Here is a 12727-nt window from a genome sequence, read left to right on the forward strand (position 1 = left end):
GCCGTGGGTCGTCAGGCGGCCGGGGCCCGGGCGGGCAGCCGGGGCACCGCCGCCAGCAGCTGCCGGGTGTACGGATGCTCCGGCGAGCGGAACACCCGTTCGGCGGGACCGTGTTCGACCGCCCGGCCGTCCTTCATCACCAGCACCCGGTCGCTCACCTGCCGCACCACCGCGAGGTCGTGCGAGATGAACAGCATCGCCAGGCCCAGTTCGGCCCGCAGCCGGGCCAGCAGCTCCAGCACCTGCGCCTGCACCGAGACGTCCAGCGCCGACACCGGCTCGTCGCAGACCAGCAGCCGCGGCCCGGTGGCCAGCGCCCGGGCGATCGCCACCCGCTGGCGCTGCCCGCCGGACAGTCCGCGCGGCCTGCGCTCCAGGTGCTGCTCGCCGAGGCCCACCTGGGTCAGCAGCTCGACCGCCCGCTCCCGCCGGGCCGCGCCGCGGGCCACCCCGGCGACCGCCAGCGCCTCGGCCAGGATCCGCCGGACGGTGAAGCGCGGGTCGAAGGAGGCCAGCGGGTCCTGGTGGACCAGCTGCACCGCGGGCCGGGCCGGGCGGCGCTCGCGTTCGGGCAGTGCGCTCCACGGCCGGCCGTCCAGCAGCACCTCCCCGGCGTCCGGGGCCAGCATGCCCATCACCAGCTGGGCGGTGGTGCTCTTGCCGGAGCCGGACTCGCCGACGATGCCCAGGGTCTCGCCGGGTGCGAGGCCGAACGACACGTCGGCGACGGCCTCCCGCAGGCCGCCGTCCGGGGTGCGGTAGCGCTTCACCAGGCCGCGGACGGTGAGGAGCCGGGCCTTCCCGTCGTCGCCGGCTCCGTCGTTGGTTCCGGTCCCACCGTCGTCGGCCCCGTCGTCGGTGGTCGCGGCGGGCGGCCCCGGGCGGTCCGGATCGGGGGCGGCGGCCAGCAGGACCCGGGTGTACGGGTGTTCGGGCGCGCCCAGCACCCGCCCGGCCGGGCCGCTCTCCACGATCCGGCCGTCCTTCATCACCGCGATCCGGTCCGCCAGCCGGGCCACCACCGCCAGGTCGTGGCTGATCAGCAGCAGAGCCGTCCCCTTGGCCTTCAACTCGCCCAACAGGTCCAGTACTTGGGCCTGCACGGTGACGTCCAGCGCGGTGGTCGGCTCGTCCGCGACCAGCACCCGCGGGCCGGCCGCCAGCGCGGAGGCGATCAGCGCCCGCTGGCGCAGCCCGCCGGAGAGCTGGTGCGGGTACTGCCGGGCCCGTCCGGCCGGCTCCGGCACCCCGACGTCGCGCAGCAACTCCTCGACCCGGCCCGGCACTTCGGCCTTCGGCAGGACGCGGTGCGCGAGCAGCGGCTCGCCCACCTCGGCGCCCACCCGGCGCAGCGGGTCCAACGCGGACAGCGCGTCCTGGAGCACCAGCCCGACGGTGCGGCCGCGCACCCGGCGCCACTCCCGCTCGCCGAAGGCGGCCGCGTCCCGGCCCTCGACCAGGAACCGTTCGGCCCGTACGGCGGCACCGGGGGCCGTCAGCCCGACCAGCGTCCGGGCCGTGACGCTCTTGCCCGAGCCGGACTCGCCGACCAGCGCCAGGCACTCGCCCGCCGACAGCGACAGCGACACCCCGGCCACCGCCGTGGTCCGCCGCCTGCCGTGCCCGAACTCGACGCTCAGGCCCTCCAGTTCGACGATCGGGCGGATGGCTTCGGCTGGTTCCGTGGTGTCGGTCGGGCTCATGGCGTCGACTGGTTCCACGGTGTCGGTCGGGCTCATGGCGTCCGTCCTTCCAGGCGGCGGTGCAACTGTCGGCCGAGCACGGTGATCGCGACCACCGCGGCGGTGATCGCGGCCCCCGGGAAGACCGCGATCCACCAGGCGGTGGACAGGAAGTCGCGGCCCTGGGAGAGCATCGCCCCCCACTCCGGGGCGGGCGCCTTGGGCCCGAGCCCGAGGAAGCTGAGCGCCGAGCCGGAGACCACGGCGGTGCCGACGGCCAGCGTGGCGGGCACCGTCAACGGCCCCAGCGTGTTCGGCAGGACGTGCCGCAGCACCACGGCCGTCCGGGGCACCCCGAGCGCCGTCGCGGCGCGCACGTACTCCGAGCCGCGCACCACCATCGCCTGCCCGCGCACCAGCCGGGCGAACCCGGGGGTGGCCGCGATCGCGATGGCCAGCAGCGCGTTGCCGGTGCCCGGCCCCACCACCGCGATCACCAGCAGCGCGAGCAGCAGTTCGGGCAGCGCCAGCAGGACGTCCACCGCCCGCATCGCCACCTGGTCGCCGATCCGGCCGGACAGCGCGGCCGGCAGGCCGACCAGCAGGCCCGCCAGGACCGACAGCGCCGTCGCGCCGAGCCCGATCAGCAGCGAGTACCGGGCGCCGTGCACCACCCGGGTGTACACGTCCCGGCCCAACTGGTCGGTGCCCAGCCAGTGTTCGGACCCGGGCGGGGTGAGTGCGGCGACCGGGTCGGCCGCCGTCGGGTCGGCGTGCGCGAGCAGCCCGGGCCAGGCGCAGGCGAGCACCGCCGCCGCCAGGACCAGCGCGGCGAGCAGCACGCCGGGCCGCACCCGGGAGGCCCGCCCACCGCCCGAACGGACCGCCCGGGCGGGCGGTCCGGGGACGGATGGCTCGGCGACGGCCGGTTCGGGGGCGGACGGCCGTGCGGCGGGCGTTCCGGGCGCGCCCGGTTCGGGGGCCGGGAGGACGGAGCCGGTCATGCCGCCACCTCCCGCACCCGGCCCGCGCCGCGCAGCCGCGGGTCGATCAGCAGGTAGAGCGCGTCCACCACGGTGTTCACCACCAGGTAGACGGCGGCGGACAGCAGGATCAGCCCGATCACCACCGGCAGGTCGTGCCCGGTGACCGCGTCCAGCGCCACCCGGCCGAGACCCGGCCGGGCGAACACCGTCTCCACCAGGACCGTCCCGCCCAGCAGCCCGCCCACCAGCCAGCCGCCCATCGTGACCGCCGGCACCAGCGCGTGCCGCAGCGCGTGCCGGCCGCGCAGCGCCAGCGGGCCGATCCCGCGCGAGCGGGCGGTCAGCGCGAACGGCTCGTGCAGCGCCGACTCCAGGCCCTCCCGCAGCACCTGCGAGAGCAGCGAGCCGAACGGCACCGCCAGCGTCACCGCCGGCAGCACCAGCGACTGCCAGCCCTCCGCCCCGGCGACCGGGAACAGCCGCAGGTGGAAGGAGAACAGCGTGAGCAGCAGCACGCCCAGCCAGAACGGCGGGGTGGAGACCGCCAGCAGCTCCGCCCCGGACGCCGCGCCGCGCACCGCCCGGCGCCGCCCGGCCGTGGTCACCGCGGACACCAGGGCGAACAGCAGGATCAGCCCGAAGGCCGTCAGGGCGAGCGCAGCGGTCGGGCCGAGCTGCTCGCCGATGATCCGGCTCACCGGCTGCTGCTGCTGGTAGGAGCGGCCGAGGTCGCCGCCCAGCAGCCGGCCGAGGAAGGTCAGGTACTGCGCGAACAGCGGACGGTCCAGCCCGAACTCCCGGGTGATCTCGGCCCGGACGGCCGCCGAGCCGGTGGTCACCGAGCCGCCGAGCAGGGTCGACACCGGGTCGCCGGGCACCAGGTGCAGCGCGAGGAACCCCAGGGTGGCCGCGCCCCACAGCACCAGGACGGCGCCGCCCAGCCGGTGCAGCAGCGCGCGGGCCGCGCGGGTCACCTGGACCTCCAGACACCCGCGAACTGCGGCCAGGCGTTCGCGTCGAACGCCAGGCCCCGGACGTCCTTGGACCGCCCGATCAGATTGGTGGTCACGTACAGCGGCAGCACCGTGCCGTGCTCGACCGCCCACCGCTCGGCCTTGGTGTAGTTCGCCTTGCGGGCCGCCGGGTCGGTCGTCGCCGCACCCGCCGTCAGCCAGCCGTCCAGCTCCGGGTCGCTGCTCAGCGAGACGTTCTGGCCGCCGGCGGCCGGGGTGTTGGAAGAGAGGTAGAAGCCGGCCAGGATCGCCGGATCGGCCCGCACCCAGGAGTTGTCCCACAGGTCGTAGTCGCCGCTCGCGTAGATCTTGAAGTAGGTGCCGTTGTCGATCGAGTCGCGCACGAGCTCGATCCCGGCCTTCTTCAGGTCGGCCTGGATGCCCGCCGCCAGGGTGTCGCGCTGGTCCCGCACCAGCGAGGCGATGTACGGCCAGTGCAGGGTCAGCCGCTGCCCGTCCTTCACCCGGTAGCCGTCCCCGTCCCGGGCGCTCCAGCCGGCCTCGTCCAGTAGCCGGCCGGCCGCCGCCGGGTCGTGCGGGAGCGCGCCCTTCAGCCCGGCCTCGTACGACGCCGGGGTGGTCGGGCTCAGCGGACTCCAGGCGCGCTCGTACTCGCCGAAGTAGATGCTCCTGACCAGCGCGTCCACGTCCACCGCCCGCTGGACGGCCCGGCGCACCCGCTCGTCCCGCAGCGCGCCCCGGGTGGAGTTCAGGAACAGCGAGTAGACCACGCCCGGGTTCTGCGTCCGGCTCACCTCGACACCGGTGGCCGCCCGGACGGTGCGCACCGCGGTGACCGGCAGCGTGGCCGCGTCCACCTGGCGGCTGGTCAGCGCGCCGGAGCGGACCGAGTCCTCGGGCAGGAAGCGGATCGTCAGCCCGTCCAGGTACGGCGCGCCCTGGTTCGCGGCGCCCTCCGGCGCCCAGGCGTAGGCGTCGTTGCGCTTGAACTCGACGTGGTCGTTCTTGACGTACTCGGTCTCCCTGAACGGCCCGGTGCCCACCGAGTTCGCGCCGCCCGCGCACAGCTGGTCGGCCTTCTCCGTCAGCGACCTGGGCGAGGCGATGCCCAGGTACGGGGTGGCGGCCGCCTGCAGGAACGGCACGTACGGCTCGGAGAAGGAGACCCGGACGGTGAGCGGGTCCACCACCTCCGAACCGGTGTACGGACCGAGCAGGCTGGCCGCGTACAGCGACTTGGTCCCCGGGGCCTTCACGTGGTCCAGGTTGGCCTTCACCGCCGCCGCGTCGAAGGCCGTGCCGTCGTGGAAGGTGACGCCCTCGCGCAGCTGGAAGGTGTACGTCCTGGCGTCCGGCGAGATCTGCCAGGACTTCGCCAGCCACGGGTGGAAGGCGCCCTTGTCGTCCAGGTACACCAGCGAGTCGAAGACGTTGCGCTGGATCACCGCCGTCACGTCGCCGGGGCTGACGTGCGGGTCCAGGCAGGACGTGCCGACCGCCACCGCGTACTTCAGGGTGCCGCCGCGCACCGGAACCCCGTCGGCGCCCGCGCCGCCCGGGCCGGCCGGGCCGGCCGAGGAGCAGCCCGCGAGCAGCACGGCCGCCAGGCCGGCGGCGGGCACGGCCTTGGGGACGGCGAACGGGCGGAGGGCGCGCCGGGCGGCGGGCACGGGTCTGCTGGGCATGGGTGACTCCTTGGTGGTGCCGGTGGAGGGCGTACGGGACCGCCGCCGGGCGCGGGCGCGCACGGCGGGGGAGAGGGAGAGGGGTCGGCCTTCGGTCGTGGCCGGATCCGGGCCGTCGGACCGTCAGACGGTCCCGCGGCGCGGCGTCAGACGCCGCTCAGGCCGAGGTACCGCACAGGGCGCCGGGCACACCGGTGCCACGGGCGCGGTCGAGGGCACGACATCGGCCGCGGCGGCACGGACGGCCCGCCGACGGGGCGACGCCCCGCGCGGCCGGGGCCCTGCCACCGCTGCTGTGCACTGCGGCCTCCGATGCCTGCGCGTTCGCCCGTTTCGCGCACCAGGGTGCCCGCTACCGGCGGTTCCTGGCCACCACGGCGTTCCACCCAGTGGAACGCGGTGGCGGTCCGGGTCATCCGGTGGGACGGGCCCCCTCCGCGGCCACCGAGCGCGCGACCTCGGCCGCCATCAGCCGCCCCGCCTCGCGCAACAGCCCCTCGTACCGGGCCGGATCGACGGGGACGGCCACCACCAGCCCCAGCGCGGCCAGCAGCGAACCGTCCGGATGGAACACCGGCACGGCCGCCGCCCCGTACACCGGCTGCATCTCCCGGCGCGCGTACCCGACGCCCCCGCGCCGCACCGCCGCCAGCTCCCGGGCCAGCCGGCCCGGCGCCACCACCGTGTACCGGGTGTGCCGCGCGCCCGCCGCGGACAGACCCGCCGCCACCTCCCGCACCAGCGCCTCCGGCGCGTGCGCCAGCAGCACCCGGCCCACCGCCGTGGCGTGCAGGTCCATCCGCCCGCCCACCCGCACCTGGAACGGCGAGGACCGCACCGCCGCACCCGGCAGCCGGTCCAGCAGCAGCGCCGAACGGCCGTCCAGTGCCGCCACCAGCGCGGTCTGCCCGGTCCGCTCGTGCAGCTCCCGCAGGGCCGGCTGCGCCAACTCCCGGATCCGGCGCAGGCACGGCGCCAGCGACCCCAGCGCCCACAGCCGCCGCCCCAGCCGGTACCCGCCGTCCCGCTGCCGCTCCAGCGCACCCCAGGCGACCAGCTCCCGCACCATCCGCAGCGCCGTCGGCGCCGGAAGGCCGGCCTGCCGCGCGATCTCGGCCAGCCGCAGCGACTCCCGCTCCCCGTCGAACGCCTCCAGCACCGCGAACACCCGCCCGGCCACCGACCGCCCCCCGGCCTCCCCCGAGTTCCCCGCCACCTGCCCCACCCTCCACCGCCGCCGCCCACGTCGTCCCGTCACCCGACCCAACACCCGTACCCGGCAGCCGGATTCCGCCCCGGCGGTGGTGGTGGCCGGGGCGGGTCAGAGGAGGCAGTCGGCGGTGGTGAGGACGGCGCGGGTCTGGTGGGCGAGTTGCTCCTGGACGGGGACCCAGCGGGTGCCGAAGCGGTGGCGCAGCCGGTCGAGGCTGTCGGCGACGACGGCGCGGGCGCGGTCGCGGGCGGCCTCGGTACCGGGGCCGCGGGTGTCGGCGAGCAGCCGCAGCAGGATCGACGCGACCCGCAGCGGCACGCGGGCGGCGACCAGTCCGGCGGTGGTCACCCGGGAGGCGGTGAGCGGTTCGGCGCCCCAGCGCTCCAGCCACTCCTCGGCCACCCGCGGGGCGACCGCCAGGCTGGACTCGGCGGTGCGCAGCAGCGGGCCGTACGCCTCGTGGCCGTGCGCCCCGGGCCGGTGCGCGCGGACGCTCGGGAGCAGGGCGGCGAGTTCCCCGGCGCGTGCGGTGAGGTCGCGGGCGGCCGCCGCGAGGGCCCGCGGGCCGGCCGGGTGGAGACGGGCGTCGCCGACCGCGTCGACGGCCCACATAGGGACCTCCAGCACCGCGGTGACCGCGCCGTACCGGGCCGCGTACGACCAGGTGGACAGCTCGGGCTCGTCCGGCAGGGCCCGGGAGCCCCCGGCGCCCGGGGCCGGCATCAGGTAGGTGCCCGGGTCCGGGCTGGCCCAGCCGATCGCGTCGTAGGAGTCCACGTCGAGCGGGACGCCGGCCCGCTGCGCGGAGCGGGCGAAGCGCCCGGCCAGGCCCGGGACAGGGCGGGTGAGCTGGGCGAACGCGCCGCCGAAGTCCACCCCGTGCAGCGAGCACTGGAGGAACGGGCGCAGTTCGTCGATCAGTCCGGTCAGCGCCAGGGACTCCGGCATCGGCGGGCGGCCGGAGCCGGGGGCGGGCAGCAGCTCGGGCTGTTCCTCGAAGGACGGGCGGAAGAAGTGCTCGTAGTGGCGCCGCATGGTGAGCGGGCCGTCCAGCCAGCCGGCGTTGAGCGCGGCGCCGTCGGGGTCGAGGCAGAGCAGCAGGTGCCAGGAGAGCCCGGGGCGGGCGGGGCGGTCGAGCAGCACCTCGGCGAGCCGGACGGTCCCGGCGGTGCCGATCCGTTCGTTGGGGTGCGGGCCGCCGACCACCAGGGCGGCCCGCGGGCCGCGGTCCACGGAGAGCAGCAGCAGCGGGCGGCCGGCCCGGGAGCGGCCCACCTCGCGCAGCCGGCAGCGGTCCGGGTGCCGCAGGGCGAGCCGCCGTGCGGCGGACTCGGCCTGGGCGGGCGTGGGGTAGCGGGCCGGCCGGGTGTCGAGGGTCCGGAGCGGGCGGATCCGCCGACCGGTGTCGGTCATGGTTCTCCTTGCGCCGGTCGTACGGCCGCCGGGGCGCGGGCGTGCGGGTGCGCCGCCGGGCACGGCGTGCGGGCGGGGGGACGGGGGAGGGGGACGGGGCTGGGCGTGGCACCGCGGGCCGGGAACGGCGGCCGTGCGGGGACGGACGGGGCCGTCCGGGGGCGGCCCGTGGGGAGGGAGAGGCGTGCCGGCCGGAAAACCGACGAGGGCCGAGCGTACGACTCAACTTCCTTGTCCGGAAGGGGTGCAGATGTCTTTGGCGGAGCCCTGTCAGTACCGCACGGCCCGTCCGGGCGTGTCAACGGCGGACGGCACCGGCCGGCGGGCGCCCACCGCGCGTGCCGGGGCGGGCACCAGCGGGTGCGGGAGGCCACCGGCGGGCCCGGGCGGAGACCGGCGGGTGCGGGCGGAGACCGGCCGTCCGGGGTCGCGCCGGAGCGCGGAGGGCCCGTGAACCGGGGCAGACGGCCCGTTCCCCGGATTGGGCTACCCTTGAGGGTCACCCCTCCCGTGCCGACTCGCGGCACCGAATCACGTCGTAAGGGTTCCTAGTACATGACTGTCGAATCGGTCTTCCCACGCCTGGAGGCCCTCCTCCCGCACGTCCAGAAGCCGATCCAGTACGTCGGCGGCGAGCTGAACTCGACCGTCAAGGACTGGGACGCCTGCGACGTCCGTTGGGCGCTGATGTACCCCGACGCCTACGAGGTCGGGCTGCCCAACCAGGGCGTCATGATCCTCTACGAGGTGCTGAACGAGCGTGAGGGCGTGCTCGCCGAGCGCACCTACAGCGTCTGGCCGGACCTCGAGGCGCTGATGCGCGAGCACGACGTCCCGCAGTTCACCGTGGACGCCCACCGCCCGGTGAAGGCCTTCGACGTGTTCGGCCTGTCGTTCTCCACCGAGCTCGGCTACACGAACATGCTGACCGCGCTCGACCTGGCCGGCATCCCGCTGGAGGCCAAGGACCGCACCGTCGAGGACCCGATCGTCCTGGCCGGCGGCCACGCCGCCTTCAACCCGGAGCCGATCGCGGACTTCATCGACTGCGCCGTGGTCGGCGACGGCGAGCAGGCCGTCCTCGACATCACGGAGATCATCCGCGCCTGGAAGGCCGAAGGCCGCCCGGGCGGCCGGGACGAGCTGCTGCTGCGCCTGGCCCGCACCGGCGGGGTCTACGTTCCCAAGTTCTACGACGTGGAGTACCTGGCCGACGGCCGGATCGGCCGCGTCGTGCCGAACGCCCCCGGCGTGCCGTGGCGGGTGTCCAAGCACACCGTGATGGACCTCGACGAGTGGCCGTACCCGAAGCAGCCGCTGGTCCCGCTCGCCGAGACGGTGCACGAGCGGATGTCCGTGGAGATCTTCCGCGGCTGCACCCGCGGCTGCCGCTTCTGCCAGGCCGGCATGATCACGCGCCCCGTGCGGGAGCGAAGCATCACCGGCATCGGCGAGATGGTGGAGCGCGGGCTGAAGGCGACCGGCTTCGAGGAGGTCGGCCTGCTGTCGCTGTCCAGCGCCGACCACACCGAGATCGGCGACATCGCCAAGGGCCTGGCGGACCGCTACACCGAGGACAAGATCGGCCTGTCGCTGCCGTCCACCCGCGTCGACGCCTTCAACATCGACCTCGCCAACGAGCTGTCCCGCAACGGGCGCCGCTCGGGCCTCACCTTCGCCCCCGAGGGCGGCAGCGAGCGCATGCGCAAGGTCATCAACAAGATGGTGTCGGAGGAGGACCTGATCCGCACCGTCGCCACCGCGTACGGCAACGGCTGGCGCCAGGTGAAGCTGTACTTCATGTGCGGCCTGCCCACCGAGACCGACGAGGACGTGCTCCAGATCGGCGAGATGGCGAAGAACGTCATCCAGAAGGGCCGCGAGGTCACCGGCCAGAACGACATCCGCTGCACCGTCTCCATCGGCGGGTTCGTGCCCAAGCCGCACACCCCGTTCCAGTGGGCCCCGCAGCTGTCCGCCGAGGCCACCGACGCCCGCCTGGCCAAGCTGCGCGACTCCATCCGCGGCGACCGCAAGTACGGCAAGAACATCGGCTACCGCTACCACGACGGCAAGCCGGGCATCGTCGAGGGCCTGCTCTCCCGCGGCGACCGCCGGGTCGGCGCGATCATCCGCGAGGTCTACGAGGACGGCGGCCGCTTCGACGGCTGGCGCGAGTACTTCTCCTACGACCGCTGGATGGCCTGCGCCGAGAAGGGCCTGGCCGGCACCGGCGTCGACGTCGACTGGTACACCACCCGCGAGCGCACCTACGAGGAGGTGCTGCCCTGGGACCACCTGGACAGCGGCCTCGACAAGGACTGGCTCTGGGAGGACTGGCAGGACGCCCTGGAGGAGGTCGAGGTCGACGACTGCCGCTGGACCCCGTGCTTCGATTGCGGCGTGTGCCCGCAGATGGACACCAAGATCCAGATCGGCCCCACCGGCAAGAAGATGCTCCCCCTGACGGTCGTCAACAAGTAGTCATATAAACATCGAACCCCATGTCGAATAGATCGGCATGGGGTTCGATGCATTCTCCATGGTACTCAATGTATTGTCATGATTGAGGTTCTGGTATATCCGAGTGGAGGTGTAGAGTATGGCCAAGACGATGATCGACCTCGACGAAGAGGCGCTGGCGCTGGCTGCCGAGGTACTCGGGACTACGACGAAGAAGGACACCGTCAACGCTGCGCTCGCCGAGATAGGGGCGCGGCGCCGCAGGGAGCTCGCACTGCAGGAGCTGGTGCGGCTCGCTGAGGACGGCGCGTTCGACAAGTTGCTGGAACCGGGCTTCAAGGACGAGGTCCGGCGCGGAAAGCAGGGTGGGGCTGAATGGGAGCTCGGGAAGGCTTCCTGATTGACACCTCGGCGGCGGCGCGGCTGATCACGAGACCGGCGGCGCTGTCGACTTGGGGCGAGGCCCTGGCCTCCGGGAAGATCGGCATGTGTGCTCCGACCGAGGGCGAGCTGCTCTTCTCGGCTCGGTCGGCCGCCGAAATGCGGGCCATGCGGGCGCAGTTCGAGCGGCTGTACACCTGGTGGGTCGTGCCTGACGACGTCTGGCAGCGGATTCCGGTGCTCCAGCTTCGGCTTGCCGAAACGGGCAGCCATCGGTCCGCGGGTGTGGTCGACCTTGTGGTCGCCGTCACCGCGATGCACCACGGGCTGACCGTGCTGCACTACGACCGGGACTTCGAGACCATCGCCAAGCACACCGACCTCAAGGCCAGGTGGCTGGCCGAGCCCGGGTCGCTGGACTGAGGACCGTCTCTGACCAGGGGCGGAGCGAGGGGGGTGGCGGGGCGCGTACCCTTTGAGGTGACAGAGTCCGGACAGTGGCGGGAAGACGCCACGCCGGACGGGGACAACTGACTAAGGACTGAGCGACCCTGGCACGCCGTACGCCCGACGGTCCGCCGCCCGCGCCGACGGTGCAGCGGATTCGTCTCCGCTACACCAAGCGCGGCCGGCTCCGCTTCACCAGCCACCGCGACTTCCAGCGCGCCTTCGAGCGCGCCCTGCGCCGGTCCGCCGTTCCGATGGCCTATTCGGCCGGCTTCACCCCGCACCCGAAGGTCTCCTACGCGAACGCGGCCCCGACCGGGGTGGCGAGCGAGGCGGAGTACCTGGAGATCGGCCTGGCCGCCGTCCGCGACCCCGAGCAGCTGCGGGCGCAGCTGGACGAGTCGCTGCCGACGGGCCTGGACGTGATCGACGCGGTCGAGGTGCGGACGCCGAACTTCGTGGAGCGCTTGGAGGCCTCCGAGTGGCTGGTCCGGCTGGACGGTGTCGAGCCCGACGTGGCCGCCGACGCGGTCGCGCGCTTCCTCGCCGCCGAGCGGGTCGAGGTCGAGCGCCGCACCAAGAACGGCCTGCGGGTCTTCGACGCGCGGGGCGCGGTGGCGGCGCTGGAAGCCCTCCCGGCCCAGGTCGAGGCCGGTGCGGACGCCGGGGCCGGAACCGACCGCGATGTTCGGACCGGCCGTCCCTGTGCGATACTGCGCCTGGTAGTACGACACGCCACACCAGCCGTACGACCCGACGACGTATTGTCCGGTCTCCGTGCGACGGCCGACCTGGCGCCGCCGGTCCCCGCAGAGGTGACCAGGCTGGCGCAGGGGCCGCTCGACGAGGAGGCCGGCACGGTGACCGACCCGCTGGCGCTCGACCGCGCAGCGGCCCCGGTCGGCTCGGAGCCGGCAGCAGGGCCGCACGCTACCGCGTCCGCCTAGCGGGGGGAGGCCGGGCCCAGTGCCTCACTGGGCCCGACGGTCCTCCAGGGTTCCCGCGGCTCCCCAGGGGAGCGAGCGTCGTCGCAGCGCAGGCCTGCCAACCGGGGCCTGCCGACCAGGAAGGTCGGCCGGTCCGGGACCCCGTCCGGGAGCCACCCGGGGTTGGGGGACGGCGCAGCTTGGGAAAACCTCAGAAGACTGGTCAGACCAGAAGACTTTCGACACCCCGCCGTGTGCGGGGCGCCGAGCGAGACTACGAGCCCCTGTGCGGCCTCGCGTCCGCGCGGCGGCACCGTCCAAGGGTCCGGTCCTGGCATCGTCGCGATGCCGGCCGCCCAGCGGTGCCGTGCCGTGCCCGGATGCGGAGCCCGGGGGCCTGACGGGAGATCCACCCGCATGCTCGATAACACCGATCCGCAGCAGACTGCGGCCACGGAACAGAACGAAACCGCCGCGACCGGTGGTGAGGGCGCGTCCGCCGCGCCGCCGCGCCGTCGCCGCCGCGCGGTGTCCCGCCCGGCGGGCACCCCGCAGGG

10 protein-coding genes are annotated in these 12727 nt (G+C 74.7%); 4 read left to right on the forward strand and 6 right to left on the reverse strand.

Translation table 11 applies throughout. The features are described from left to right. Window positions 1-11 precede the first annotated feature (11 nt). The 6 genes from ACFU6K_RS14070 to ACFU6K_RS14095 form a co-directional block, all read right to left on the reverse strand. Window positions 12-1703 carry a dipeptide ABC transporter ATP-binding protein gene (locus ACFU6K_RS14070; RefSeq protein WP_380662996.1) on the reverse strand — a complete coding sequence of 564 codons (1692 nt, stop codon included), beginning with the start codon at window positions 1701-1703 and terminating at the stop codon, window positions 12-14. A 32-nt stretch (window positions 1704-1735) separates the two neighbouring features. Continuing rightward, window positions 1736-2686, reverse strand: coding sequence for an ABC transporter permease (locus ACFU6K_RS14075; protein ID WP_380662983.1), 951 nt, complete (start codon window positions 2684-2686; stop codon window positions 1736-1738). Continuing rightward, complete coding sequence (locus ACFU6K_RS14080; RefSeq protein ID WP_380662985.1) at window positions 2683-3642, reverse strand: ABC transporter permease; 960 nt, start codon at window positions 3640-3642, stop codon at window positions 2683-2685. The genes ACFU6K_RS14075 and ACFU6K_RS14080 overlap by 4 nt, the downstream gene beginning before the upstream one ends. Then, a complete protein-coding gene (locus ACFU6K_RS14085) occupies window positions 3639-5327 on the reverse strand; it encodes an ABC transporter substrate-binding protein (protein ID WP_380662986.1) in 1689 nt (562 codons plus the stop codon). Before ACFU6K_RS14085 ends, ACFU6K_RS14080 begins: the two co-directional genes overlap by 4 nt. Window positions 5328-5739: 412 nt before the next feature. Further along, on the reverse strand, window positions 5740-6543 hold the full coding sequence (locus tag ACFU6K_RS14090; RefSeq protein ID WP_380662988.1) for an IclR family transcriptional regulator: 804 nt from the start codon (window positions 6541-6543) through the stop codon (window positions 5740-5742). Window positions 6544-6648: 105 nt separating this feature from the next. Further along, complete coding sequence (locus ACFU6K_RS14095; RefSeq protein ID WP_380662989.1) at window positions 6649-7953, reverse strand: M14 family zinc carboxypeptidase; 1305 nt, start codon at window positions 7951-7953, stop codon at window positions 6649-6651. A gap of 555 nt (window positions 7954-8508) precedes the next feature. Between ACFU6K_RS14095 and ACFU6K_RS14100 the strand changes: the two genes are divergently transcribed. From ACFU6K_RS14100 to ACFU6K_RS14115, 4 genes are all read left to right on the forward strand, one after another. Beyond that, complete coding sequence (locus ACFU6K_RS14100) at window positions 8509-10437, forward strand: TIGR03960 family B12-binding radical SAM protein (RefSeq protein WP_380662990.1); 1929 nt, start codon at window positions 8509-8511, stop codon at window positions 10435-10437. A gap of 118 nt (window positions 10438-10555) precedes the next feature. Beyond that, entirely contained in the window at window positions 10556-10816 is a 261-nt protein-coding gene (locus ACFU6K_RS14105) for a type II toxin-antitoxin system VapB family antitoxin (protein ID WP_380662992.1), read from the forward strand. Continuing rightward, window positions 10792-11220 (forward strand): PIN domain nuclease, encoded by a 429-nt coding sequence (locus tag ACFU6K_RS14110; RefSeq protein WP_380662993.1) that lies wholly within the window; start codon window positions 10792-10794, stop codon window positions 11218-11220. The genes ACFU6K_RS14105 and ACFU6K_RS14110 overlap by 25 nt, the downstream gene beginning before the upstream one ends. A gap of 170 nt (window positions 11221-11390) precedes the next feature. Continuing rightward, a complete protein-coding gene (locus ACFU6K_RS14115; protein WP_380662995.1) occupies window positions 11391-12191 on the forward strand; it encodes a TIGR03936 family radical SAM-associated protein in 801 nt (266 codons plus the stop codon). Window positions 12192-12727 lie beyond the last annotated feature (536 nt).

It is taken from the genome of Kitasatospora sp. NPDC057512, from assembly GCF_042802135.1.
Classification (GTDB): Bacteria; Actinomycetota; Actinomycetes; order Streptomycetales; family Streptomycetaceae; genus Kitasatospora.

Bases quoted from the DNA above. Each gene is read 5' to 3' on its own strand.
- ACFU6K_RS14070 (WP_380662996.1), bottom strand. From the start codon at position 1,703: ATGAGCCCGACCGACACCACGGAACCAGCCGAAGCCATCCGCCCGATC.
- ACFU6K_RS14075 (WP_380662983.1), bottom strand. From the start codon at position 2,686: ATGACCGGCTCCGTCCTCCCGGCCCCCGAACCGGGCGCGCCCGGAACG.
- ACFU6K_RS14085 (WP_380662986.1), bottom strand. From the start codon at position 5,327: ATGCCCAGCAGACCCGTGCCCGCCGCCCGGCGCGCCCTCCGCCCGTTC.
- ACFU6K_RS14095 (WP_380662989.1), bottom strand. From the start codon at position 7,953: ATGACCGACACCGGTCGGCGGATCCGCCCGCTCCGGACCCTCGACACC.
- ACFU6K_RS14100 (WP_380662990.1), top strand. From the start codon at position 8,509: ATGACTGTCGAATCGGTCTTCCCACGCCTGGAGGCCCTCCTCCCGCAC.
- ACFU6K_RS14105 (WP_380662992.1), top strand. From the start codon at position 10,556: ATGGCCAAGACGATGATCGACCTCGACGAAGAGGCGCTGGCGCTGGCT.
- ACFU6K_RS14110 (WP_380662993.1), top strand. From the start codon at position 10,792: ATGGGAGCTCGGGAAGGCTTCCTGATTGACACCTCGGCGGCGGCGCGG.